Annotated in this window: 21 protein-coding genes; 13 read left to right on the top strand and 8 right to left on the bottom strand. The window is 75.5% G+C overall.

Translation table 11 applies throughout. From position 1 onward, the window contains the following. Nucleotides 1–88: 88 nt before the first annotated feature. The 3 genes from ACFWUQ_RS14590 to ACFWUQ_RS14580 form a co-directional block, all read right to left on the bottom strand. Nucleotides 89–1,465, bottom strand: coding sequence for an acyltransferase family protein (locus ACFWUQ_RS14590; protein ID WP_384537607.1), 1,377 nt, complete (start codon nucleotides 1,463–1,465; stop codon nucleotides 89–91). 123 nt (nucleotides 1,466–1,588) lie between these two features. Continuing rightward, on the bottom strand, nucleotides 1,589–3,193 hold the full coding sequence (locus ACFWUQ_RS14585) for an alpha/beta hydrolase (protein ID WP_384537605.1): 1,605 nt from the start codon (nucleotides 3,191–3,193) through the stop codon (nucleotides 1,589–1,591). 112 nt (nucleotides 3,194–3,305) lie between these two features. Next, nucleotides 3,306–4,367 carry an Rv2578c family radical SAM protein gene (locus ACFWUQ_RS14580; RefSeq protein WP_384537603.1) on the bottom strand — a complete coding sequence of 354 codons (1,062 nt, stop codon included), beginning with the start codon at nucleotides 4,365–4,367 and terminating at the stop codon, nucleotides 3,306–3,308. 210 nt (nucleotides 4,368–4,577) lie between these two features. Here ACFWUQ_RS14580 and ACFWUQ_RS14575 point away from each other — a divergent pair, with 210 nt between their 5' ends. The 4 genes from ACFWUQ_RS14575 to ACFWUQ_RS14560 all read left to right on the top strand — a co-directional run bounded on the left by ACFWUQ_RS14575 (nucleotide 4,578) and on the right by ACFWUQ_RS14560 (nucleotide 9,631). Further along, nucleotides 4,578–5,021, top strand: coding sequence for an SRPBCC family protein (locus ACFWUQ_RS14575; protein ID WP_384537601.1), 444 nt, complete (start codon nucleotides 4,578–4,580; stop codon nucleotides 5,019–5,021). A gap of 297 nt (nucleotides 5,022–5,318) precedes the next feature. Beyond that, nucleotides 5,319–6,152, top strand: a complete 834-nt coding sequence (locus ACFWUQ_RS14570) for a M55 family metallopeptidase (RefSeq protein ID WP_384537598.1) — start codon at nucleotides 5,319–5,321, stop codon at nucleotides 6,150–6,152. Between the two features lies 1 nt (nucleotide 6,153). Then, complete coding sequence (locus ACFWUQ_RS14565) at nucleotides 6,154–7,602, top strand: M20/M25/M40 family metallo-hydrolase (protein WP_384537596.1); 1,449 nt, start codon at nucleotides 6,154–6,156, stop codon at nucleotides 7,600–7,602. Between the two features lie 10 nt (nucleotides 7,603–7,612). Then, entirely contained in the window at nucleotides 7,613–9,631 is a 2,019-nt protein-coding gene (locus ACFWUQ_RS14560) for a prolyl oligopeptidase family serine peptidase (protein WP_384537593.1), read from the top strand. Here the strand turns inward: ACFWUQ_RS14560 and ACFWUQ_RS14555 are convergent. After that, nucleotides 9,615–10,382 carry a hypothetical protein gene (locus tag ACFWUQ_RS14555; protein WP_384537590.1) on the bottom strand — a complete coding sequence of 256 codons (768 nt, stop codon included), beginning with the start codon at nucleotides 10,380–10,382 and terminating at the stop codon, nucleotides 9,615–9,617. The genes ACFWUQ_RS14560 and ACFWUQ_RS14555 overlap by 17 nt on opposite strands. Nucleotides 10,383–10,417: 35 nt before the next feature. On the opposite strand from ACFWUQ_RS14555, the gene ACFWUQ_RS14550 reads away from it, so the two are divergent. Both ACFWUQ_RS14550 and ACFWUQ_RS14545 read left to right on the top strand, forming a co-directional pair. Next, nucleotides 10,418–10,993: a GNAT family N-acetyltransferase gene (locus ACFWUQ_RS14550; RefSeq protein WP_384537587.1), complete on the top strand. Its 576-nt coding sequence runs from the start codon at nucleotides 10,418–10,420 to the stop codon at nucleotides 10,991–10,993. Nucleotides 10,994–10,997: 4 nt separating this feature from the next. Further along, the gene (locus ACFWUQ_RS14545) at nucleotides 10,998–11,897 is read left to right on the top strand and encodes an arginase family protein (protein WP_384537584.1); all 900 of its coding nucleotides are present in this window, start codon (nucleotides 10,998–11,000) and stop codon (nucleotides 11,895–11,897) included. A 90-nt stretch (nucleotides 11,898–11,987) separates the two neighbouring features. On the opposite strand, the gene ACFWUQ_RS14540 is transcribed toward ACFWUQ_RS14545, so the two are convergent. Further along, a complete protein-coding gene (locus tag ACFWUQ_RS14540; protein WP_384537619.1) occupies nucleotides 11,988–12,803 on the bottom strand; it encodes a methyltransferase domain-containing protein in 816 nt (271 codons plus the stop codon). Between the two features lie 183 nt (nucleotides 12,804–12,986). Here ACFWUQ_RS14540 and ACFWUQ_RS14535 point away from each other — a divergent pair, with 183 nt between their 5' ends. From ACFWUQ_RS14535 to ACFWUQ_RS14525, 3 genes are all read left to right on the top strand, one after another. Next, nucleotides 12,987–13,559 carry a TIGR03086 family metal-binding protein gene (locus ACFWUQ_RS14535; RefSeq protein WP_384537581.1) on the top strand — a complete coding sequence of 191 codons (573 nt, stop codon included), beginning with the start codon at nucleotides 12,987–12,989 and terminating at the stop codon, nucleotides 13,557–13,559. A gap of 86 nt (nucleotides 13,560–13,645) precedes the next feature. Beyond that, on the top strand, nucleotides 13,646–14,872 hold the full coding sequence (locus ACFWUQ_RS14530) for an aminotransferase class I/II-fold pyridoxal phosphate-dependent enzyme (RefSeq protein ID WP_384537616.1): 1,227 nt from the start codon (nucleotides 13,646–13,648) through the stop codon (nucleotides 14,870–14,872). 27 nt (nucleotides 14,873–14,899) lie between these two features. Further along, nucleotides 14,900–16,102: an MBL fold metallo-hydrolase gene (locus ACFWUQ_RS14525; protein WP_384537578.1), complete on the top strand. Its 1,203-nt coding sequence runs from the start codon at nucleotides 14,900–14,902 to the stop codon at nucleotides 16,100–16,102. Here ACFWUQ_RS14525 and ACFWUQ_RS14520 read toward each other — a convergent pair. From ACFWUQ_RS14520 to ACFWUQ_RS14510, 3 genes are all read right to left on the bottom strand, one after another. After that, entirely contained in the window at nucleotides 16,065–16,523 is a 459-nt protein-coding gene (locus tag ACFWUQ_RS14520) for a MarR family winged helix-turn-helix transcriptional regulator (RefSeq protein WP_384537613.1), read from the bottom strand. The two genes, ACFWUQ_RS14525 and ACFWUQ_RS14520, sit on opposite strands and share 38 nt — an antisense overlap. A gap of 127 nt (nucleotides 16,524–16,650) precedes the next feature. Next, the gene (locus ACFWUQ_RS14515) at nucleotides 16,651–17,277 is read right to left on the bottom strand and encodes a DedA family protein (protein ID WP_384537575.1); all 627 of its coding nucleotides are present in this window, start codon (nucleotides 17,275–17,277) and stop codon (nucleotides 16,651–16,653) included. After that, on the bottom strand, nucleotides 17,274–18,050 hold the full coding sequence (locus ACFWUQ_RS14510) for an MBL fold metallo-hydrolase (protein ID WP_384537572.1): 777 nt from the start codon (nucleotides 18,048–18,050) through the stop codon (nucleotides 17,274–17,276). The genes ACFWUQ_RS14515 and ACFWUQ_RS14510 overlap by 4 nt, the downstream gene beginning before the upstream one ends. 117 nt (nucleotides 18,051–18,167) lie before the next feature. Here ACFWUQ_RS14510 and ACFWUQ_RS14505 point away from each other — a divergent pair, with 117 nt between their 5' ends. From ACFWUQ_RS14505 to ACFWUQ_RS14490, 4 genes are all read left to right on the top strand, one after another. After that, nucleotides 18,168–18,572 carry a hypothetical protein gene (locus tag ACFWUQ_RS14505; protein WP_384537569.1) on the top strand — a complete coding sequence of 135 codons (405 nt, stop codon included), beginning with the start codon at nucleotides 18,168–18,170 and terminating at the stop codon, nucleotides 18,570–18,572. Nucleotides 18,573–18,775: 203 nt separating this feature from the next. Further along, nucleotides 18,776–20,869, top strand: a complete 2,094-nt coding sequence (locus tag ACFWUQ_RS14500; RefSeq protein ID WP_384537566.1) for a phage holin family protein — start codon at nucleotides 18,776–18,778, stop codon at nucleotides 20,867–20,869. A 75-nt stretch (nucleotides 20,870–20,944) separates the two neighbouring features. After that, nucleotides 20,945–22,357, top strand: a complete 1,413-nt coding sequence (locus ACFWUQ_RS14495) for an amino acid permease (RefSeq protein ID WP_384537563.1) — start codon at nucleotides 20,945–20,947, stop codon at nucleotides 22,355–22,357. Between the two features lie 156 nt (nucleotides 22,358–22,513). Then, nucleotides 22,514–22,864: a hypothetical protein gene (locus ACFWUQ_RS14490; protein WP_384537561.1), complete on the top strand. Its 351-nt coding sequence runs from the start codon at nucleotides 22,514–22,516 to the stop codon at nucleotides 22,862–22,864. Nucleotides 22,865–22,914: the final 50 nt, after the last annotated feature.

Raw genomic sequence — 22,914 nt, 5'->3', positions numbered from 1 at the left:
CTGCGCGGGCGCGCGGGCGTTCGTTCGACCCCCGCCCCCGCGCGGCCGGGGGCCCGGGGGGGCGCGCCCGTGCCCGCGCCGCCCGCCGTCAGGTACGGGAGGCCGGCACGCGGTCGTCCGCCGGGCCGGCCGACGCGAGCGCGTCCGGCTCGGCCGGTGCCGCCTGCGCGGCCTGCGCCCGGGTCGGCCGGCGGCGGTCCGCCGCCTGCTGGACCCGCCGGCCGACGCGCTGCATCGGCAGCTCGACCAGGCGGTACATCAGGTGGCTCGCGGCCAGCAGCACGGCCAGGAAGATCGCCGTCCACGCGAGCTTGCCGAGCGTCGAGGACGGCATCGGCGGCACGCCGAACAGCGGACCGACGGTGCGCAGCAGCGGGAAGTGCAGCAGGTACAGCGAGAAGCTGATCGCGCCGAGCCAGGTCAGCACCCTCGGGAAGCGCCGCTCACGCAGCAGGAAACCGAGGCCGAACAGGGCCCAGGCGGCCAGGTAGGAGATCGTCCAGGCCCGCCAGCCCGCGGTCCAGGTGAGCTCCTCGACGCCGTCGCGGTTGTACAGCCAGCCCACGAGCATGCCCGCCCCCACCACGAAGGCGCAGGACAGCACCGCCGGGACCCGGCCGAGGCCGCCGTGCTGCGCCCGGTACACCGCGGTCCCGGCGAACATGGTCGCGAAGATCATCAGGGTCTCGAACGAGGGCGCCCGCGAGTTCAGCGTGATCAGTACGAGGCCGAGGGCGCCGAGCAGCAGCGCGCCCGCGACCGTCAGGCGGCGGTTGCCGCTCAGCACGCCCCAGAAGCCGGCGAGCACGACGGGGGTGACGATCAGCAGGAGCAGCCGGGTGGAGCCGACCTCGGCCGAGAGCAGCTGCGTGCCGACGGCCGTGCCGACCGCCAGCGCGGCCGCGGCGAAGGCCACCGCGATCGGGGCGCTGTGCCGGTGCAGACCGCGGGTGAAGAGGGCGGTGACGAAGAAGTAGAAGATCATCTCGTAGCAGAGCGTCCAGGTGACGTTCATGCTGTTGCGGACGCCGAGCATGTCCTGGAGCATCAGACCGTTCGCCACCAGCGAGGACAGGTCGTCCCCCGTGGTCAGCAGCGCGACCGAGCCGTCGCCGTCCGGCAGCATGAGGATCGAGACGGCCAGGCCGGCGATCAGCGCCGGGTAGATCCGAAAGACGCGGCCGATCCAGAAGCCGCGGACATCGCCCCGGCGCTCCAGTGAGGACGGGATGATGTAGCCGCTGACGATGAAGAAGAGCATGACCCCGAACAGGCCCATGTCGAAGTGCCGCCAGACGGCTCCCCCGAAGGGCAGCATCCGCAGGACGTCGAAGTGGTGCAGTGCCACGACCAGGGCGGCGATACCGCGCAGCGCGTCCAGCCAGCCGAGCCGGGCACCGGTGGCGGCCGGGGCCGGCGCCGCGGCGGGCGTCCGCCGGGCGAAGGGGGTTATGAGCTTCTTCACCGGAAGGACCCTAGCGGACGCCCCGCCGTCCCCCGCGGGCCCGACCGGACGTCCGCGACGCCGCCCCCCCGGGCGGGGAGCCGGGAAGTGCACCCTCCGCGTCCCCGCCCCGGCCGGCACTGCCTAGCCGCGGAATCCCAGCAGGCCGTGCAGGGCCGCGCCGCCCGCCGACGGGGCCACCGCGCGGGTCGCCGTGGCCGGCGTCGGCGCCGGCTGGGCCGGGCAGACGGCGTCCGCGGCCCGGCCCGTCCGCAGGTACACCGCCACCTTCTCGTCCAGGCACTTGTTGCCGCTCAGGGCGACGCCGTGGTTGCCGCCGCCCTCCTCCACGACCAGGGCGGACCCCGCCAGCTTGTCCCGCATGCTGACGGCGCCCTCGAACGGCGTCGCCGCGTCCTCCGTCGCCTGGAGGAGCAGCGCCGGCGGCAGGGCGGCGTTGGTGACGTCCGGGGCCCGCAGCGGCTCCACTCCCCAGAACGCGCACGGCGCGTTGTACCAGGCGTTGTTCCACGTCATGAACGGGGCCTTGGCGTGCGTGCGCCACATGTCCGCGCGCCACACGTTCCAGTCCCGCGGCCAGGCCGAGTCGCGGCACTGCACGGCGGTGTACACGCTGTAGCTGTTGCCCGCCGAAGGCTGCACCGCCCCGAACCGCTCGTACGCCGCCACCAGCGGCTTGGGGTCGCCGCCCCGCGCGTACGCCGCGAAGGCCTCGGCGAGGTTCGGCCAGTAGCCGTTGAAGTAGCCGCCCGGGAGATAGGTGTCCTCCAGCTCCGCCGGCCCCACCTTTCCGCCTGCCGGGCTGGTCCGCAGCGCGGACCGCATCGCGTACCAGCGCTTCTCGACCAGCGCCGGGTCGGTGCCGAGCCCGTAGTGGGCGTCGTACTTCGCCACCCAGGCCAGGAAGGCCTTGTGGCGGGCGTCGAAGGCGCGGTCCTGGGCGAGGTTGTCCTCGTACCAGACCCCGGCGGGGTCGACCACGGAGTCCAGCACGAGCCGGTGCACACGGGTGGGGTGCAGCTTCGCGTAGACGGCGCCCAGGTAGGTCCCGTACGAGTAGCCGAAGTAGCTGATCCGCTCCGCGCCCAGGGCGGTGCGCAGCAGCTCGATGTCCCGGGCCGCCGAAACGGTGCCGATGTGCGGCAGCACGTCGCCGTGCCGGGTCCGGCAGGACTCGGCGAAGGAGCGCACCCGCTCCAGGTTGGCCCGCTCCGTGTGCGCGTCGAGCGGTACGGAGTCCGGTCGCGCCGGGGTGAAGTGGCCGGGCCCGCAGTCGAGGGCCGGCTCGCTCTTGCCCACGCCGCGGGGGTCGAAGCCGATCACGTCGTACTGGGCGGCCACGTCCTTGGGCAGCGCGGAGGCGACGAACCCCGCCAGCGCGCGCCCGCTGCCGCCCGGCCCGCCGGGGTTGACGAGGAGCGGGCCCTGGGACGTGCGGGCCGTGTGCGGCACCCGGGTCAGCGCGAGGCTGATCTGCCGGCCCGTGGGAGCGGCGTGGTCGAGCGGGACCTTGAGAGAGGCGCACTGCAGGGTGGGGTGGCGCGGCGTCGCGCAGGCGGCCCAGCGCAGCGCCGCCGCGGCGGAGGCGGCCGGGGGCGCCGCGGAAGCGCGGGGCGCCGCCGGGGCGGCCGTGACCGGGCTCGCCAGGGCGGCGGCGACAGTGGAGATCGCCAGCAGGACGGCGGCGCGCTTCTTCACGGGGCCGCGCTTCTTCACGGGGTGCAGCATGGGGCCTCCCAGCCGAGGGTTCTGGGCGGAATCGTCCCGGAAACCTCGCCCGGAAGGCGGGATTGGGCGGAGATGTGGCCCGATGTGATGACCCTTCAGCGGGCCCCGGACCTCAGAGGAGGCTGAGCTGCGTCGGTCCGGGGGTCGCGGACGGGTCCGGCCCCGCCGCGGGCCGCTCCGGTACGGGCCCGGGCCGGGCGCCCGTGCGCCCGCCCGGGCCGATGCCGAATTCGGCCGCGAGTTCGTGGACTTGGCGGGTGATCCGGCGCTGGTACCAGGTGGGCGCGTACGACCCCTGCCCGTACATCCGCTCGTAGCGTCCGACCAGGTGCGGGTGGTGCCTGCCCAGCCAGGCCGTGAACCACTCGCGGGCCCCGGGCCGCAGATGGAGTACCAGGGGTGTCACCGAGGTGGCCCCGGACGCGGCGACGGCGCGGACCGTCTCCCGAAGCTGCTCCGGCGCGTCGCCGAGGAATGGGATCACCGGCGCCATCAGGACCCCGCACTCGATTCCCGCGTCGGTGAGGGTCCGTACGGCGTGCAGCCGGGCAGCGGGGGAGGGGGTGCCGGGCTCGACGGTCCGCCAGAGCGCTGGGTCGGTGAAGCCGACCGAGACGGAGATCCCGACATCGGTGACCTCGGCGGCCTCGCGCAGGAGGGGGAGGTCGCGCAGGATCAGCGTGCCCTTGGTGAGGATGGAGAAGGGGTTCGCGCGGTCGCGCAGCGCCTCGATGATGCCCGGCATCAGCCGGTAGCGGCCCTCGGCGCGCTGGTAGCAGTCGACGTTCGTGCCCATGGCGATGTGCGCGCCGCTCCAGCGGGGCGCGCCCAGTTCGCGGCGCAGCAGTTCGGGGGCGTTGGTCTTCACGACGATCTGCGAGTCGAAGTCGGCGCCGGTGTCGAGGTCGAGGTAGCTGTGGGTCTTGCGGGCGAAACAGTAGACGCATGCGTGGCTGCACCCGCGGTACGGGTTGACCGTCCACTCGAACGGCATGCGGGAGGCGCCGGGCACCCGGTTGACGATCGAGCGGGCCCGTACCTCGTGGAAGGTGATGCCGCGGAACTCCGGGGTGTCGAAGGTCCGCGTCACCACGGCGTCCGCTCCGAAGAGCGCGACGGGGCCGGCGGCCCGGCCGTCCCGGTCGCCGTCCCCGGTCAGGTTGTCCCAGCGCATGTGCGCCTCCCTCGGTAGCTCTCCCCCGAGAATAGAACAAACGTTCCCATGATCGTGCAGGGCGGGGATCGCACCGCCCGCCCGCGGGCGACCGGCCGGGACGCCCTCCCCGTACCGGCCCGCGTGCGCGGCCGACCCGGATTTGGGCGCCCGCCCCGGAGGTGGTTGGCTTCGCCGTGACGAGCGACCACAACTGCTGGAGGAACACCCATGGCGCAGGTCGAGGCCACCACGGAGCGGATCATCGCGGCCGACGCGGACACCGTGTTCGACGCGCTGGCGGACTACAGCGGGACCCGGGCGAAGCTGCTGCCCGAGCACTTCAGCGAGTACGAGGTGCGCGAGGGCGGCGACGGCGAGGGGACCCTGGTCCACTGGAAGCTCCAGGCCACCAGCAAGCGCGTGCGCGACTGCCTGCTGGAGGTCACCGAGCCCACCGACGGGCAGCTGGTGGAGAAGGACCGCAACTCCAGCATGGTCACCACCTGGGTCGTCACCCCGGCCGGCGAGGGCAGGTCCAAGGCCGTCGTCACCACCGTCTGGAACGGCGCCGGCGGCATCGGCGGCTTCTTCGAGCGCACCTTCGCCCCCAAGGGCCTCGGCCGGATCTACGACAGCGTGCTGGCCAGGCTGGCGGAGGAAGTCGAGTCCTGAGCAAGCCCGTTGGCCATCGCGCCCGCCGCGCGGCTCACCGGATCGGGTGGACTTCCCGGCCGGGGCCGGGCCGGCGGGCGCGCTCGCGTCGCTGGTCCCGCCGGAGCGCACGCCCGCTTCCCGCGTCCCTGGTCTCCGCCGGAGCGCACGCCCGCGCCACGGGGCGGGCGGCGTGGGCACGCGCGCGCCACGGCTCGGGCGGCGTGGGTCGGGCGGGATCGGGAAGGGACGCCCTAGGGTGGGAGCCCTGCGCGCGCGCCGTCCGCGCCGCGCGTGACCCGATCGCCCGGGGGCCCGATGAAGATCCTCATCTCCGCCGACATGGAAGGCGCCACCGGCGTCACCTGGCCCGCCGACGTGCTGCCCGGGACCCCGCAGTGGGAGCGCTGCCGGTCGTTGTTCACCTCCGACGTGAACGCCGCCGTCCTCGGCTTCTACGACGGCGGCGCCGACCAGGTCCTCGTCAACGAGGCCCACTGGACCATGCGCAACCTGCTCCTGGAGCGGCTCGACGCCCGGACCGAGATGCTCACCGGCCGGCACAAGTCCCTCTCCATGGTCGAGGGCGTCCAGCACGGGGACGTGGATGGCGTCGCCTTCGTCGGCTACCACACGGGGGCCGGCAGCGAGGGCGTCCTCGCCCACACCTACCTCGCGAACTCCCTCACCGGTGTCTGGCTCAACGGTGTGCGGGCCAGCGAAGGCCTTCTCAACGCCCATGTCGTCGCCGAGTACGGGGTACCGGTCGTCCTGGTCACCGGCGACGACCTGACCTGCGTGGACGCGGCGGGCTACGCCCCGGACGCGGTGACCGTCGCCGTGAAGGACCACGTCTCGCGCTACGCCGCCGTCTGCCGCACCCCCGCACGCACCGCGGCCGACATCAGGTCCGCCGCCAAGGAGGCCGTGGCGCTGGCGGTCCGCCACGAGCCCGTCGTCGGCGGTCCGTTCGCGGTGGAGGTGGAGTTCGACGCCGAGCACCTCGCGATGACCGCCACCGTCGTCCCCGGCGTCGAGCGGTGCGGGGAGCGCCGCGTCGCGTACGCCAGCGAGACCATGTACGAGGGGATCCGCACGTTCAAGGCGGTCACGACGGTCGTCTCGGCGGCCGTGGAGGAGCAGTATGGCTGACATGCCCGCAATCGCCCCAGGCACCCGCGCCCAGGCCCAGGCCCAGGCCAAGGCCCAGGCGCAAGCCGCGGCCCCGGCCCAGGTACCGGCCCCGTCCGGCGCCGGAACCGCTCCCGGCGGCACCGGTACCGACGCCGTGGACCGGACCGCGCTCGACGAGGCCGTCGCGTTCACCTCGGACCTGATCCGCATCGACACCGCCAACCGCGGCGGCGGCGACTGCCGCGAGCGCCCCGCCGCCGAGTACGTGGCCGAGCGGCTCGCCGCCGCCGGCCTGGAGCCGGTCCTGCTGGAGCGGACGCCCGGCCGCGGGAACGTGGTGGCCCGCATCGCCGGCACCGACCCGACCGCCGCCGCCCTCCTGGTGCACGGCCACCTCGACGTGGTGCCGGCCGACGCATCGGAGTGGAGCGTCGACCCGTTCTCCGGCGAGGTCCGGGACGGCGTGGTCTGGGGCCGGGGCGCCGTCGACATGAAGAACACGGACGCGATGGTGCTGGCCGTCGTACGGGCCTGGGCGCGGGCCGGCGTACGGCCCCGGCGGGACATCGTGCTCGCCTTCACCGCCGACGAGGAGGACAGCGCGGTCGACGGCTCGGGCTTCCTCGCCGACCACCACCCGCACCTGTTCGAAGGCTGCACGGAGGGCATCGGCGAGTCCGGCGCCTTCACCGTGCACACCGGCGCCGGCCGCCCCCTCTACCCCATCGCGGCCGGTGAACGCGGCACGGCGTGGCTGAAGCTGACCGCGCACGGCGCCACCGGACACGGATCCAAACCCAACCGGGCCAATGCCGTCAGCCGCCTCGCCGCGGCCGTGGCACGGATCGGGGAGTACCGGTGGCCGGTGCGGCTCACCGCCACCGTCGCCGCCTGCATCACCGAACTCGCCCTGGCCCAGGGCCGGACGGTCGACCCGCACGCCCCGGACTTCGACCTCGACGCGGTGCTCGCCGAACTGGGTCCGGCCGCCGACCTGGTGGCGGCGACCCTGAGCAACAGCGCCAACCCGACGATGCTCAGCGCCGGCTACAAGGTCAACGTGGTCCCCGGACAGGCCACCGCCTTCGTGGACGGGCGGACGCTGCCGGGCGGCGAGGCGGAGTTCGCCGCGGCCCTGGACGCGCTCACCGGCCCCGACGTGCGGTGGGAGTTCCACCACCGGGAGGTGGCGCTCGAAGCCCCCGTCGACGGCAGGACGTACGCCGTCCTGCGCGAGTCCGTCGAGCGGTTCGACCCCGACGGGCACGTGGTGCCGTTCTGCATGGCCGGCGGCACCGACGCCAAGCAGTTCTCCCGGCTCGGCATCACCGGGTACGGCTTCTCCCCGCTCAAGCTGCCGCCCGGCTTCGACTACTGGTCCCTCTTCCACGGCGTGGACGAGCGGGTCCCCGTGGACGCCCTGCACTTCGGCGTCCGGGTCCTGGACCACGCGCTGCGGACGCTGTGAGGGGCCCCCGGTGACCGCCGCCGCGACCCTGCCCTACGGGAGCTGGCCCTCGCCCGTCGACGCCGCCCTCGCCGCCTCGCTCGACGGCCGCCCCGAGTACCTCGGCGCCGTCGGCTCCGAGGTGTGGTGGACCGAACCCCGCCCGGACGAGGACGGCCGCCGGGCCCTGGTCCGCCACCCCGTCGACGGCGGCCCCGAGACCACGGTGCTGCCCGAGCCGTGGGATGTCCGCAGCCGCTTCACCGAGTACGGCGGCAGCCCCTGGACCGGCGCGCAGCGCCCCGAGGACGGCCCCCTGCTGGTCTTCGTCCACTTCGCCGACCAGCGGTTGTACGCGTACGAACCGGACGCCCCAGGAGCCGGCGGGCCGAGGCCCCTCACGCCCCTCTCCGGGACCGGCGCCGGGCTGCGCTGGGCCGACCCGGTCCTGCGCGGCGGCGAGGTCTGGTGCGTGATGGAGGAGTTCACCGGGCCGGCGCCCACCGACGTACGGCGGTGCCTGGCCGCCGTGCCGCTGGACGGGTCGGCGGCCGACGACCGGGCCGCGGTACGGGAGCTGACGGACGACCGGCACCGCTTCAGCACCGGGCCGCGGCTGTCGCCCGACGGGCGGAGCGTCGTCCGGCTCGTGTGGGACCACCCCAGGATGCCGTGGGACGGCACCGAGCTGGTGCTGGCCGACATCACTGCGGACGGCGCGCTGACCGGAGCCCGGACGGTACTCGGCGGCCCCGGCGAATCCGTCGCCCAGGCGGACTGGACGGCGGGCGGAACGCTCCTCGCCGTCAGCGACCGGAGCGGCTGGTGGAACCCGTACCGGGTGGACCCGCGCAGCGGCGAGGCGGTCGGACTGTGCCCGCGGGAGGAGGAGTTCGGCGGCCCGCTGTGGAAGCCGGGGCTCCGCTGGCTGGCCCCCATCCCCGGCGACGCCGCCCCCGCCGGGGGCGCGGGCACGGGGCTCGTGGCCGTTCTGCACGGCCGGGGCTCCTCGGTGCTCGGCGTCCTGGACCCCGAGAGCGGGGACCTGGTGGACGCGGCCGGGCCGTGGACCGCCTGGCAGCCGACCCTCGCCGTGTGCGGCACCCGCGTCTACGGGGTCGCCGCCAGCCCGCGCAGCGCGTACGAGGTGGTGGAACTGGACACCGCGACCGGGCACGCCCGCCCGGTCGGCGCGCAGGCGTCGGACCCGGTGGACCCGGCGCACTACCCGGAGCCCCAGATCCGGACCTTCCACGGTCCCGACCGCCGCGAGATCCACGCCCACGTCTACCCCCCGCACCACCCGGCCTGCCGGGCCCCCGCCGACGAGCTGCCGCCGTACGTGGTGTGGGCGCACGGCGGCCCCACCGACCACGTGCCGCCCGTACTCGACCTGCACATCGCGTACTTCACCTCCCGCGGGATCGGCGTGGTCGAGGTCAACTACGGCGGCTCCACCGGCTACGGGAGGGCCTACCGGGAGCGGCTGCGCGAGCAGTGGGGCGTGGTGGACGTGGAGGACTGCGCGGCGGTCGCCCGGGCGCTGGCCGCCGAGGGCACCGCCGACCCCGGCCGGCTCGCCATCCGGGGCGGCAGCGCCGGCGGCTGGACGGCGGCGGCCTCGCTGGCCGCCACCGACCTGTACGCGTGCGCCGCGATCAGCTACCCGGTCCTGGACCTGCGGGGCTTCGCCGACGAGACCCACGACCTGGAGTCGCGCTACATCGACGGCCTCGCCGGGCCGCCGCGGACCCTCGCCGTACGCTGCCGCGAACGCTCTCCGGTGGCTCGCGCCGACCGGATCACGGCGCCGTTCCTGCTGCTCCAGGGTCTGGACGACGCGGTCTGCCCGCCCGCCCAGGCGGAGCGGCTGCTGGCCGCCCTGCGCGGGCGCGCGGTACCGCACGCGTACCTGGCCTTCGAGGGCGAGGGGCACGGCTTCCGGCGGGCGGGGACCATGGTCCGCGCGCTGGAGGCGGAACTGTCGCTGTACGCGCAGGTCTTCGGGATCGAGCGGACCGACGTCCCCCGTCTCATCCTGTCCGACTGAGCCACACCCGCAGCGGGCCGAGCGGGGCGAAGCCGTGCCGCAGGGCCGCGTCCAGGTCCTCCCCCGACTCGTAGCCGACCACGTCGGCGCCCGGCCACAGCGCGGTGACCTCGGCGAGGACCGCCGCCCACACGGCGTCCGCGCGGTCCTCGTCGGCGGTGAACACGTTGGACACGCCGACGACACCGCTGCCGCGCCCGCCGACGGCCCCCGCGACGATCCGGCCCCCGGAGCGGCCCGCGAGGAAGGCTATGTCCTTCCGTAGCAGCAGCTCAGGGCGGAACAGGCCGGTGCTCTCCCCGCCGCCCCAGGCGGCCTCCCAGTCCACCAGCTCCTGCGGGGAGGACACCCGCGACCACAGCAGCGCGTCGGCCCGGCCGCCGCCGGACGCCGCGCCGTCCCCACCGTCCCCGGCGGTCGCGACCGGGGTGCCGGCCGGGCGGTGGATCCACTGCGCCTCGACGATCACCTCGAAGCCGGCGTCCTCCAGGTCCAGGCGCGCGAAGCTGTCCTTGACCGAGCAGCCGGAACCGTCCGTATCGATGGCGGGGAGTACGTCCTCGGCCGTCGCGGACGCGTCCAGCGTGATGGCGTCCGGGTAGAGCGGCGGCGTCCGCGCGGCGCTCGCCCACACCGCGCCCCCGTCCCGGACGTCCCCCGGAAGGCCGTGCGCCGCGCACACGGCGTGGCACCAGTCGGCGTTGTTGAGCACGGCGCGGCGCAGCCGCGCGTCGATGTCGTCGAGGATCACGCGGGCGATCGTGCCACACGGTCTAGCCTGGGGCGATGAGTTTTCCGACCTACCTCCGAGCAGGGCCTAGGGTGGGCATCCGGCCCCTTCGCAGCGCCGACGGACCCGAGTTCACCGCCCGCGTGCGCGAGAGCCGCGCGCTGCACCGCCCCTGGCTCTTCCCGCCGGCCACCCCGCGGGAGTACGAGCCCTGGGCGGCTCCGTTGGCGGAGGGGATCGTGCGGGCCGGGTTCCTCGTCTGCGAGCTCGCCACCGGGGCCGCGGCCGGCTTCGTGAACGTCAACAACATCGTCCGCGGGGCCTTCCAGTGCGGAGCCCTCGGCTACGGAGCCTTCGCGCACGCCGCCGGGCGCGGACTGATGGGCGAGGGCCTCGGGCTGGTCCTCGACCACGCCTTCGCCCCGGCGCCGCACGGCCTCGGACTGCACCGGCTGGAGGCCAACATCCAGCCCGGCAACGCCCCCTCGATCGCGCTCGTCGAGGCGCACGGCTTCCGACTGGAGGGCCTCTCCCCGGACTTCCTCCACGTCGACGGGGCGTGGCGCGACCACGAACGCTGGGCCCTGACGGCCGAAATGCGGGCCCCCCGGGAGGCGCGTCGCACAGGATGAGGGCATGCGAACCCTCGTGCTCCTCGACGCCCCGTCCAACCTCGGCCTGCGTCCACCGGTGCCCGGTACCGTCCCCGGCGTGTACAAACTGGCCGGGGCCCTGCGCGAACAGGGCCTGCTGGCCCGGCTCGGCGCCCGCGAGGGCGGGGTGGTGGTCCCGCCCCGCTACGACCGGGGCGACTGGCGCGAGGGCGACGGAGTGTTCCACGTCGAGGAGCTCGCCCGGTACACCGTCGCCCTCGCCGACCGCGTCGAACGCCACCTGCGCGCCGGGGAGTTCCCCGTCGTGCTCGGCGGGGACTGCTCGATCCAGCTCGGCGCCTCCCTCGCCATGCGGCGCCTCGGGCGCTACGGGCTCGCCGCGATCGACGGCTCCGCCGACTTCCGCCACCCCGGCAACGAGGCCGTGAACGGTCCCGTCGGAGCCGCCGGCGGCGAGGAACTCGCCCTCGGCACCGGGCGCGGACAGAGCGAGCTGACCGACCTGGAGGGGCGCCGCCCGTACCTGCGCGACGAGGACGTACGGCTCTTCGGCCTGCGCGACGGCGACGCCGACCTGCCCGAACTGCGCGCCGCCGGGATCGCCACCGCCACCGTCGGCGAGATCCGCGAGCGCGGCGCCGGGCCCGTGGCCCGGGCGGCGCTGGACGGACTGCACCCGCCGACCACCGCCGGTTTCTGGGTCCACCTCGACGCCGACGTCTTGGACCCGGGCGTCATGCCGGCCGTGGACAGCCCCGATTCCGGCGGGCTGGTCCCCGACGAACTGGCCGAACTGCTCGCGGTGCTGGTCCGCTCCCCGCGCTGCGTGGGGCTCGATGTCACCGTCTACGACCCCGACCTCGATCCGGACGGACGTGCGGGCGCGCTGCTCGCCGACCTGGTCGCGGGCGCCTTCGCGTAATCCTGCCCGGTGGTGATCCCTCGCCCACCCGCCTGCCGAGCGGCCGGGAACTGCTCCACCGCAACCCGGTGCCCGGGGGCGGGCCCGCGGTCAGGCGCGGCAGAGGACCTCGCCGTGCAGGACCGAGAACCAGGCGTCGGGGTCCGCGCCCCAGGCGCGCCAGGCCGCCGCGGCGGCCGCCAGTTCCGCCCGGGTCGCGTGAGCGCCCCGGACGGCGAGGTCCGCGTACCCGGACGCCGTCGTACGCTCCGCCCACAGCTCCGACCACCAGGAGACCTCCTCCGGGGCCGCGAAGCACCAGGCCGTGGCCGAGGAGGCCACCTCGGTGAAGCCGGCGCGGCGGGCCCAGGCGTGCAGGCGGCGCCCGGCGTCCGGCTCGCCGCCGTTGGCGCGCGCGACCCGACGGTAGAGATCCAGCCACTCGTCCAGGCCCGGCGCGGCCGGGTGCCAGGTCATCGCCGCGTAGTCGGCGTCCCGGGCCGCCACGATCCCGCCCGGCCGGCACACCCGGCGCATCTCGCCCAGGGCCCGAACGGGGTCCCCGACGTGCTGCAGTACCTGGTGGGCGTGGACCACGTCGAAGGAGCCGTCCGGGAAGTCCAGGGCGTGGACGTCCGCCGCGGCGAACTCCACCGCGGTCAGGCCGCGCTCCGCCGCGTACGCCCGCGCCCGCTCGACGACCTCCGGCGAGGCGTCGACGGCCGTGACCCGGCCGCCCGGCCCGACCAGCTCCGCCAGGTCGGCGGTGATCGTGCCCGGGCCGCAGCCCACGTCCAGTACGGACATCCCCGGCCGGAGCTCCCCGACCAGGTAGGCGGCGGAGTTCCCGGCCGTCCGCCACCGGTGCGAGCGCAGTACCGACTCGTGGTGGCCGTGCGTGTAGACGGCGCTCTCCCCGTGGCCCATGGCGGTCTCCTCCTCGGCGTGGTGCGTCCACCCTAGGACGTCGACCGTCATATGAGACAGGCGTTTTGACATGTGGACACCCTCCTTGTGTGCCGGGCCGACGGGGCGGGGCGGTGGCAGCGCCGCCGGGCGCGGAGGAGAGTGAGCGCAGGGGGCGGCCCGACGCGGAGGACGGTGGGAGCCATGCCGGACACACTGCTGGAACGGCACGCCGAGGCGCTGCGGCTCTTCGGGGACCGGGTGCGCGCCGTCGCACCGGACCAGTGGGACGCGCCCACTCCGTGCACGCGGTGGTCCGTGCGGCAGGTGGTCCACCACGTGACCGAGGAGCAGCTGTGGATCCCGCCCCTGGTCACCGACGGACGGACCGTCGAGGAGCTCGGCGACGCCTTCCCCGGCGACCTGCTCGGCGCCGACCCGGCCGCCGCCTTCGAGCGGGCCGCGGCCGCCGCGACGGCCGCCTTCGCGGCGCCGGGGGCGCTCCACCGGACGGTCAGGCTCTCGTACGGGCCCGCGCTCGGATCGGCGTACTGCTCGGAACTGACCGCCGACTGCGTGGTGCACACCTGGGACCTCGCGCGGGGCATCGGCGCGGACGACCGGCTGCCCGGCGGCCTCGTCGAGTTCTCCCTGCAGGAGGTGCTGCCGTACGCGGCCGGACTCGCGGCCGGCGGCATGTACGCGCCCGCACTGGAGGTGCCCGACGGCGCGGACGCGCAGACCAGGCTCCTCGCGCTGCTCGGCAGACGGGGCTGACCTGACAACGGGCGTACCGCTCCAAATAATCGTATAAAGGGCAGACGTGCGGGACGGACGGGGAAGGCGGGAGAGCGGTGGCGGGGATGCAGCGCGCGGTGGCGGAGGGGCGTGGCCCGGTCCGGTACGGTCCGCCCGCCCCGCAGCCGGGCCTGCCCGTACTGCCCGAACTCCTCTCCGTCCTCGCCTCGGCCGCCGACCGCTCCGCACCCGAACCCCCGGGCGGGGGAGCGGCCGTACGCGAGGCGGCATGCCGCCACTGGGGACGGCGCGGACTCACCACCACCCCCGAGTGCGTGGCCGCCGGCCCCGGCGCCCCCGCCCTGCTGCTGGCCCTGCTCGGCGCGTTCGGGGGCGACGTCATGCTGCCCCGGCCCTGCCCCGCCTGGTGGACGCCGCAGGTCCGGCTCCTGGGACAGCGGGCCTACCACGTGCCGACCCCGGCCGAGTGCGGTGGCGTACCGGACCCGTACGCGCTGCTGGAGACCGTGCGCCGGGTGCGGGCGGAAGGCGGCGACCCGCGAGTGCTCCTGCTGTCGACGGCCGACGACCCCACGGCGACCGTGCCGCCGCCCGAGACGCTGCGCGAGGCCTGCGAGGCGGCGCAGGACGCCGGGCTGTTCGTGGTCAGCGACGAGAGCTGGCGCGACACCGCCCACCACCCGCACGACACCCTGGTCCTCAGCCCCGCCGAGATGCTGCCCGACGGCGCCGCGGTCCTCCTCGACCTGGCCGGAGCGCTGCTGCCCGCCGACTGGCCGGCCGCCGTACTGCGCTTCCCCGACACCCCGCGCGGCACCTGGCTGCGCGCCCGCACCCTCGACATGCTCACCGCCACCGGCGCCATCGTCGCGGGGCCCGTCGCCGGTGCGGCCGCGCACGCCCTCGACGAACCCGAGGCCGTCGCCGGACGTGCCCGGGCCGCTGCCTCCCTGCACGGCGCGGTCGCCGCCGCCGCGCACCGCGAACTCCTCGCGGTCGGCGCCCTCTCCCGGCCCCCGCAGGCCGGCCGCCACCTCTACGCCGACCTGACCCCGCTGCGCGCCGGACTGGCCCGGCACGGGGTCGGGGACGCCATGGAGCTGGAGGACTGGCTCGGCGCCCGGTTGGGCGCGCCGACACCCGGCGGACAGCGGTTCGCGGACGAACTCGGGGCGCTGCGCGTCAGGTTGTCGACCGGCCCGCTGCTGGGCGCCACCCCGCAGGAGCGGCTGGCCGCCCTGACCGCCCGCGACCCGCTCGGGCTCCCACACGTCCGGCGCTCCCTGGACCACCTCCGCTCGGTCCTGGCCGAGCTGACCCGGCCGGCCTGACCGCCCGCCCTCCCGATCGGACGCGCGGTGAACGGAGACCTCTCGATGTGGAACCAGACGGACGCTCCCGCCGCCGGGGCGAAGAACGCGCAACCCCCCGTCACCCGGCGGCCCGCACCCCGCCCGGAACCGCCGGCGGAGCGCCCCGCCGTCCCGAGCCTCCCCGCCCCGCACCCCTCCGCCCCGCACCCCGCCGCCCCGCGCCCGCTCGGCGAGCACCGCCGCTGGCCGCGCTCGTTCGCGGACCGGCTGACCACCCCGCTGCCCGGCGTCCGCTCCTTCGCGCGGCTGGCCCGCGAGGGAGCCTTCCGGCCGGGCCCCGACGGGCTGCGCGGCATCCCGGACCTGCCGTTCGAACCGGCGCCGCTGCCCGCCGCCGCCCCCGGTACGGTCTCCGTCACCTGGGCCGGGCATGCCAGCTGGGTCCTGCGGACCGGCGGGCTGACCGTGCTGACCGATCCGGTGTGGTCCCGGCGGATCCTCGGCACCCCGAGCCGGATGACGCCCGTCGGGGTCCGCTGGGAGGACCTGCCCGCCGTGGACGCGGTCGTGATCAGCCACAACCACTACGACCACCTCGACGCGCCCACCCTCAAGCGGCTGCCCCGGGCCACGGCCCTCTTCGTCCCGGCCGGTCTCGCCCGCTGGTTCCGCCGCCGGGGCTTCACCCGCGTCACCGAGCTGGACTGGTGGGAGACCGCCGAACTGGACGGCGTCCGCTTCGAGTTCGTCCCGGCCCACCACTGGTCGAAGCGGTCCCTCACCGACACCTGCCGGTCCCTGTGGGGCGGCTGGATCCTCACCGACACCCTGAGCCCCGCCCCCCGGCGGCTCTACTTCGCGGGGGACACCGGCTACGGCCACTGGTTCACCGAGATCGGCCGCCGCCACCCCGGCATCGACCTGGCCCTGCTGCCGATCGGGGCCTACGCCCCCCGCTGGTGGCTCAGCGACGTCCACGCCGACCCGGAGGAGGCCGTCCAGGCCTGCCTGGACCTCGGCGCCCGCCGGATGGCCCCCATGCACTGGGCCACCTTCGTCCTGTCCGCGGAACCGGTGCTGGAACCCCTCCAGCGCGTCCTGGCGGCCTGGAGCCGGGCCGGCCTCCCCCGCGACCGCCTCTGGGACCTGCCGATCGGGGCCTCCCGCACCCTGCCCCTCGCGGACGGGGCCGACCCGGCGGCGCCGACCGTCAGTGGTGCCAAGCCCTGCCCCCCGTGTTGTGGATGAGCCGCTGGAGCACCTTGAGCGTGGTGAGGTACTCCTCGTCCGTGATGCCCTCGTGGCGCTCGGCCCACAGGCGGCCCTGCAGGGCGGCCGCCTCCTCGTAGAAGCGCCTTCCCTCGGGGGTGAGGGTGAGGACGCGGCCGGCGTCCTGGTCGACCCAGCCGCGGGCGATCGCCGTGTCGATCTCCTCGTCGATCGTCTGCTCACCCGTGGCCAGATAGCCCCGCAGGGTCTCGGTCACCTCGTCCCGGCCCCGGCCCCCCGGCGCCGAGGCGACCCGGGCGAGGACCCACCACTGCGGCTGGGTGGTGCCGATGGCGGCGAGCGCGCCCCGGATACGGCTGACGACCGCGTCGTAGGCGGCCCAGCTCCAGTAGCCGACGGGCTGCTGGATCAGTTCGGTGTCGCTGTGCGAGTACTCCATGGCGATGGCGCTCCGTTCGCTCTCAAGATCGTCCGACAATCGAGAGCTTAGGAACTGAACCGCGCTTGAGGTCCAGGGCGGATTCCAGCCGGTTCTCAGCGCGTCCGATTCTCAGCACGGCCGGTTCTCAGCGCGGCCGGATCCGGCGCCACAGCGCCGGGCCCGCGCTGATCAGCACGGTCAGCCCGACCGCCACCGCCACGCCCTTCCAGGGCTCCGTGAACAGCGAACCGCCCACGATGCCGATGAGGCCGTACGTCACCGCCCAGGCCAGGCAGGCGAGTGCGTCGCCGCGGGCGAACCGGCCCAGGGGGAGCGCCGCCAGCAGGCAGGCCAGCATCACCGGGATGCGGCCCGCCGGAATCAGCCGGGAGACCACCAGGACCTGGGCGCCGTGCTCGTCGAGCTTCGTCTGCGCCTGCTCCAGCCGCTCGGGCGTGGCCCGGCCGCGCAGCGCCCCCAGCCAGCGGGAGCCGTTGCGCGAGCGGACCCCGCGCTGCCCGAGCCAGTACAGGGCGACGTCTCCCGTGAACGCCGCCAGCGCCGAGACCGCGATCACCAGCAACACCCCCAGGGGAAGCGACTGGTGGTGGAACGCCACCACCGCCGCCGAACTGACCACCGCCCCCGTCGGGATCACCGGCACGAGCGCGCCCAGCGACACCAGGACGAAGAGCGCCGGGTAGCCCACCGCCTGCTGGGTGGCCTCCGGCGGCACCCTGCCGGCAGCGGCGAGCACGTCCTGCCAGGTCACGGCAGCCGCACCCGCTCGCCGTGCGCCGGTACCCGTACCGCCACCTTCGGTGCCAGCCGCCGCGCGGCCCGCTCGAACTCCTCGCCCGGGGCGTGGAACTCGTGCGGTCGCACGGCGTCCATACCGATCGGCCAGAACGTGCCGTAGTGCACCGGAACCGCCGCGGCCGGGGCCAGCTCGGCGAGCGCCACCGCCGCCCGGCCCGCGTCCAGGTGCCCCGGGCCGAGGCGGGGACCCCAGCCGCCGACCGGCAGCAGCGCCACGTCCACCGGGCCGACCTCACGGGCCATCGAGTCGAACAGCCCCGTGTCCCCGGCGAAATACGTCCGCGCCGCGCCCTCGACCACGTACCCGAGGGCCGGAGCCAGCGCCGGCCCGAACGGCAGCCGCCGGCCGTCGTGCCGGGCGCTCACCGCCCGCACCCGCACCCCGTTCCGTACGCCGACGGCCTCGCCCGGCGCCACCTCCGTCACCGCCAGCGCGCGCTCGGCGGCGATCCGGGCCAACCCGGGCACCGCCCGGCACGCACCCCGGGGCACCAGCAGCCGGGTGCCGGGCGCGAGCCGGGCCAGGGACGGCAGGTGCAGGTGGTCGGCGTGCAGGTGCGAGACCAGCACCGCGTCCGCCACGGCCGCCGCGAGCGGGGGCGGCGCCCCGCGCCGGCGTCGCAGGTGCGCCAGTCTCCGGGTGAACAGCGGGTCCGTCAGCAGCCGCACCCCGGAGTCCTCGACCGTGCACGTGGCGTGCCCCCACCAGGTGATCTCCACGGGCATCGGTCCGCCTCCCTCCGGGCTCGCTCCCGAGCCTAAGGTCTGCCCCGTTCACGCGCCCGGAACCGGATGTGGCGGCCCCCTCCTCCCGGGCGGCGGATCGGAGTAGGGTCGGGCCGCATGGAAGCGCTGCGCGTGGCCGCGATCGCCAGCCTGACCCCGCTCGAAGAGCTGGACGCCGACCCGTTCGCCGTGGACACCCGGAGCCAGCACGCCATGTGCGGCCGCTGGGCCGCCGACCGGGGCTACGTCGTGACACGTCACCTGCTCGGCTACGGGATGCGCCCCGACCACTGCGGGCTCTGGTCCGACATCGACGACGGGCGGGTGGACCTCTTCGTCGCCGCCAACCACCGCGTCCTGGCCCGGGCCCTGCGCTCCGTCGAGGAGTTCGCGACCGAGTGCGAACGGCGCGGCGTACGGCTGGAGACGGCGGGGCACGAGGAGCCGCTGTACACCTCCGCGATGAAGGCCGAGGTGCACCGGCGCCTCTCCATGCCCACCGCCGGCTACGACGGCACCTGAGCCCGCCCGGTCGCGGTCCGGCCGCGTCCGGGACCGCCCCGCGGCCCGCCGCGTCCGGGACCGCCCCGCTGCCCGGCCGCCCCGCGCGTCCGTGCGCCGTCCGTGTCGCCCCGCCCGCCCCGCCCCGCTGTGCGAGCCTGGGAACGGGACGGGACGGGGGCGCGCGGGCGGGTCGCGCGCCGGAGCGGTGAGGCGGGTGCGGCGTGTGGCGAGGGCGGTGGCGGAGCGCGGGCAGTGCCCTGGTGCGGGTGGTCCTCGTATGGGCGGTGTCCACCCTCACCATGCTCGTCCTGGCCGGCGCACTGCCCGACTTCCGGCTGCAGTCCGGCGACGGCGACAGCATCACGCGGATCGGGCTGACCGCCGCCTGGGGCGCCGGGGCTTTCGGACTGCTCAGCGCACTGGTCTGGCCGGTCCTGGTGCGGGCCCTGCTGCTGGTACCCGCCCTCGTACTCGGTCTGCTGGTCTTCTTCCTGAACGGCTCGCTGCTGCTGATCGCGCTCGGTCTGACCCCGGCCGGGCGGGGCGAGGTGGCGCCCGAGACCGCGGTCGTGGTGGCCGCGGTGATGTCCGCGGTGGCGTCGGCGACCTCGACCGCGCTCGCCGTACGCGACGACGAGGCCTACCGGCGCCGGCTCTACCGGCTCGCCGACCGCCGCCGCAGACGGCAGCGGCCCCCCGGGGCGCCCGCACGCGGTGAGGCGGCGCCCGGCCTGGTCGTGCTCCAGCTCGACGGGGTCGGCCACGCGGTGCTGCGGCACGCGGTGGACCGGGAGCTCATGCCCACGGTGGCCGGCTGGTTGGACGGCGGCCACCGCCTCGCACCCTGGCGCACCGACTGGTCCAGCCAGACCGGGGCCAGCCAGCTCGGCATCCTGCACGGCTCCACCTTCGACGTGCCCGCCTTCCGCTGGTACGAGAAGGACACCGGCGAGGTGGTGGTCTGCAACCGCCCCACCAGCGCCGCCGAGCTCCAGCGGCGCGCCGTGGCACGCACCGGGGACGGCGGACTGCTCACGCTCGACGGGGCCAGCCGGGGCAACCTCTTCAGCGGCGGCGCGGACCAGTTGGCGCTCGTCCTGTCCGTCTCGGCCCGGCGCGGCCGGGCGAACCGGTCCCGCGCGGGCTACTTCGCGTACTTCTCCGACTCGGCCAACGCCGTCCGCACCGCCGTGTCCTTCGTCGCCGAGGCGGGCCGGGAGGTCGGGCAGTCGCTGCGGGCGCGCCGGCGCGGCGAGGAGCCGCGGGTGGCGCGCGGCGGGCTCTACCCCGTGATCCGCGCCTTCGCCACCGTCGTCGAACGGGACGTCGTGGTAGCGGCGGTGATCGGCGACATGCTGGCCGGCCGCTCCGCCGTCTACGCCGACCTGGTCGCCTACGACGAGGTCGCGCACCATTCCGGTCCGCGCGGCAGGGACACCGACCAGGTCCTGGCCCGCCTCGACCGGAGCCTCGCGCTGATCGCCAGGGTCGCCGAGCACGCGCCCCGGCCGTACCGGATCGTGCTGCTCTCCGACCACGGGCAGAGCCCGGGGGAGACCTTCCTGGGCCGGTACGGCCTCACGTTGAAGGACCTGGTCCGGGCGGGCTGCGGGCTGGCGGTGCCCCGCCGGGCCGGGCGCACCCGCAGTGGGGCCGAGGCGCGCGCGGCGTTCCTGGCGGCCCTGCACCGGCCGGTCGAGGAGGGGGAGGAGGCCCACCCCGGGTCCGGTCCCGACCCGGTGGTCCTCGCCTCGGGCAACCTCGGTCTGATCTCCTTCCCCGACCTGCCCGGCCGGGCAGGCCGGGCGTGGATCGAGCGGAAGCACCCCGCCCTGCTGCCCACCCTCGCCAACCATCCGGGGATCGGGTTCCTGCTGGTGGACGGGGAGGTACTGGGCCCGGCCGGGGCGGTGGCGCGCCTCGACGTCCCCGGCGAGGCGGAGGAGCTGCTGGCCCGGTTCGGTCCGGGCGCGGCGGCGGCGGTCCGCCGGACCGACGGTTTCCCGCACGTCGCCGACATCATGGTGAACTCGGCGTACGACCCGGGCACGGGCGCCGTCCACGCCTTCGAGGAGCAGATCGGCTCGCACGGAGGCCTCGGCGGGGAGCAGGGGCAGCCGTTCCTGATGTGGCCGGCGGAACTGTCCGACCCGGCCGCCGACCTGGTGGGCGCGGAGGCCGTGCACGGCGTGCTGCGGAGCTGGCTCCGGGAGGCGGACGGTCCGCAGGTGCCCCTGAAGAATCCGCGGCCGGAGCACACGGCAGTCGGAACCTTTCCTTCCGCAGAGGGGCCCGTACGGGACGAAGTGCGCTGATTTGGTGCCGTCCACCGAGTGGTCAACCATGGGTTGACCTGCCCACCATGTGAGACGTTCCGAGGCGCACCCCCGATGACCAGCACCGCAGCACCGCCCACCGAGGCGCCAGCAGCCCCCGGCACCCCGAAGGCGGCCACCGGACACCCGCGGGGCGAGCGGCACGCCCGGCGGTTCGGCCTGCCCGTCGCCACCTGCCTGGTCATGGGCAACATCATCGGCGGGGGCATCTTCCTCCTCCCTGCCTCGGTGGCCCCCTTCGGCACCATCAGCCTCGTCGCCTTCGGGGTGCTGACCCTCGGCGCCCTCGCCCTCGCCCTGGTCTTCGGCAGCCTCGCCCGGCGCCACCCGCGGACGGGCGGCCCGTACGTCTACGCCCGCGCGGCCTTCGGCGACTTCGCCGGCTTCCTCGCCGCCTGGAGCTACTGGATCACCACCTGGGTGTCCAACGCGGCCCTGGCCGTGGCGGCCGTCGGCTACCTGCGCGTGCTCTTCCCCGCCGTCGGGGAGCACACATGGTCGATGTGCCTGGCGGCGCTCGCCGTCCAGTGGCTCCCGGCGCTCGCGAACCTGGCCGGCACCCGCTGCGTCGGCGCCGTGCAACTCGTCTCCACCGTGCTGAAATTCGCCCCGCTGCTGCTCGTGGCCGTGGGCGGGCTGTTCTTCTTCGACCCGGCCAACCTCGGCCCCTTCCGCGCCACCGACCAGAGCGCCGTCGGCGCCGTCTCGGCCTCCGCGGCGATCCTGCTGTTCAGCTACCTGGGCGTCGAGTCCGCCGCCGTCAGCGCCGGCGAGGTACGCGACCCGGCCCGCAACGTCGGACGGGCCACGGTCCTCGGCACGGTCGGCGCCGCCGCCGTCTACCTCATGGGCACCCTCGCCGTCTTCGGGCTCGTCCCCCACGAACGGCTCGTCGACTCGCAGGCCCCCTTCACGGAAGCCGTCGACGCCATGTTCGGCGGTGCCTGGGGCGGCACGCTCGTCGCCTGCGCCGCCGTCGTCTCGATGGTCGGCGCGCTCAACGGCTGGACCCTGCTCAGCGCGCAGACCCCGTACGCCGCGGCCCGTGACGGCCTCTTCCCCGCCGCCTTCCTGACGCGCAGGCGCGGCGTCCCGGTCGTCGGCGTGCTCGTCACCACCGTGCTGGCCTCCGCGCTGACCGTCTACAACTACACGGCGGGCTCCGAGGGCGTCTTCGAGATCCTGGTCCTGGTCACCACCTTCACGGCGACCGTCCCGTACCTGCTCTCCGCCGCCGCGCAGGTCTACTTCCTGCTCTCCGGCCGCCCCGAGCGCGTGCGGCGCGGCCGACTGGTCCGCGACGCCTCGCTCGCCGGCCTCGCCTTCGCCTTCTCGATGTGGCTCGTCGCGGGCTCCGGCTACGCGGCGGTGTACCAGGGGCTGCTCTTCCTCTTCGCCGGCGTGCTCGTGCACGCCGTCATGGCGGCCCGCCGGGCCCGCCGCGCCGGCGGCACCGGCGCCGCCTGAGGCCGCCCCAGGGCCCGCGTACGGGACCTGACCGGGGGCCGGCGCGCGCGGCGCGGGCACCCTCACCCGGTTGGCCACACCCCGGATGCCGCCGCCCCCGCGGCGGGGCAGGCTGTGGCCACTGACCGCCGCCACCGCACAGACGAGGACCGCGCCATGACCCACTGCCGGCGTATCGGCGTCATGACCGGGGCAGCAGCGCTGCTGCTGACCGCCACCGCCTGCTCGGGTCTGGGCCGGAGCACGGTGGGCATGCTCCACTTCCGGGGCCACGACTCACCGGTCGAGGTGAGCTACAGCAACACCCTGGTGCGGGGCTGCCACCGCATCGGCGTGCCCAAGGGCGCCACCCACGTCGAGAACAACACCCGCGTCGACATCGTCCTGTACCGCACGCCGAACTGCGAGAGGGGCGAGCGCGACGAGGGGATCTACGTCGCCACCACCCTCTCGAACGTGACGGCCCCCGCCAGCCTGCCCTGGCGCAGCTACCGGGTCATCCACTGACCCGACCGCGCCCGACGGCGGCCCGGGGGCCGGTCCTCCGGCCGGACCGG

The sequence above is a fragment of the Streptomyces sp. NPDC058662 genome (assembly GCF_042716255.1).
Taxonomy (GTDB): domain Bacteria; phylum Actinomycetota; class Actinomycetes; order Streptomycetales; family Streptomycetaceae; genus Streptomyces.
The sequence above is the reverse complement of the archived record's forward strand: the minus strand, read 5'-3'. Positions and strand labels throughout refer to the sequence as shown.

Bases quoted from the DNA above. Each gene is read 5' to 3' on its own strand.
- ACFWUQ_RS14490 (WP_384537561.1), top strand. From the start codon at position 22,514: ATGACCCACTGCCGGCGTATCGGCGTCATGACCGGGGCAGCAGCGCTG.
- ACFWUQ_RS14520 (WP_384537613.1), bottom strand. From the start codon at position 16,523: ATGGAGTACTCGCACAGCGACACCGAACTGATCCAGCAGCCCGTCGGC.
- ACFWUQ_RS14495 (WP_384537563.1), top strand. From the start codon at position 20,945: ATGACCAGCACCGCAGCACCGCCCACCGAGGCGCCAGCAGCCCCCGGC.
- ACFWUQ_RS14550 (WP_384537587.1), top strand. From the start codon at position 10,418: ATGAGTTTTCCGACCTACCTCCGAGCAGGGCCTAGGGTGGGCATCCGG.
- ACFWUQ_RS14570 (WP_384537598.1), top strand. From the start codon at position 5,319: ATGAAGATCCTCATCTCCGCCGACATGGAAGGCGCCACCGGCGTCACC.
- ACFWUQ_RS14510 (WP_384537572.1), bottom strand. From the start codon at position 18,050: ATGCCCGTGGAGATCACCTGGTGGGGGCACGCCACGTGCACGGTCGAG.
- ACFWUQ_RS14580 (WP_384537603.1), bottom strand. From the start codon at position 4,367: ATGCGCTGGGACAACCTGACCGGGGACGGCGACCGGGACGGCCGGGCC.
- ACFWUQ_RS14530 (WP_384537616.1), top strand. From the start codon at position 13,646: ATGCAGCGCGCGGTGGCGGAGGGGCGTGGCCCGGTCCGGTACGGTCCG.
- ACFWUQ_RS14540 (WP_384537619.1), bottom strand. From the start codon at position 12,803: ATGGGCCACGGGGAGAGCGCCGTCTACACGCACGGCCACCACGAGTCG.
- ACFWUQ_RS14545 (WP_384537584.1), top strand. From the start codon at position 10,998: ATGCGAACCCTCGTGCTCCTCGACGCCCCGTCCAACCTCGGCCTGCGT.
- ACFWUQ_RS14565 (WP_384537596.1), top strand. From the start codon at position 6,154: ATGCCCGCAATCGCCCCAGGCACCCGCGCCCAGGCCCAGGCCCAGGCC.
- ACFWUQ_RS14585 (WP_384537605.1), bottom strand. From the start codon at position 3,193: ATGCTGCACCCCGTGAAGAAGCGCGGCCCCGTGAAGAAGCGCGCCGCC.
- ACFWUQ_RS14575 (WP_384537601.1), top strand. From the start codon at position 4,578: ATGGCGCAGGTCGAGGCCACCACGGAGCGGATCATCGCGGCCGACGCG.
- ACFWUQ_RS14535 (WP_384537581.1), top strand. From the start codon at position 12,987: ATGCCGGACACACTGCTGGAACGGCACGCCGAGGCGCTGCGGCTCTTC.
- ACFWUQ_RS14505 (WP_384537569.1), top strand. From the start codon at position 18,168: ATGGAAGCGCTGCGCGTGGCCGCGATCGCCAGCCTGACCCCGCTCGAA.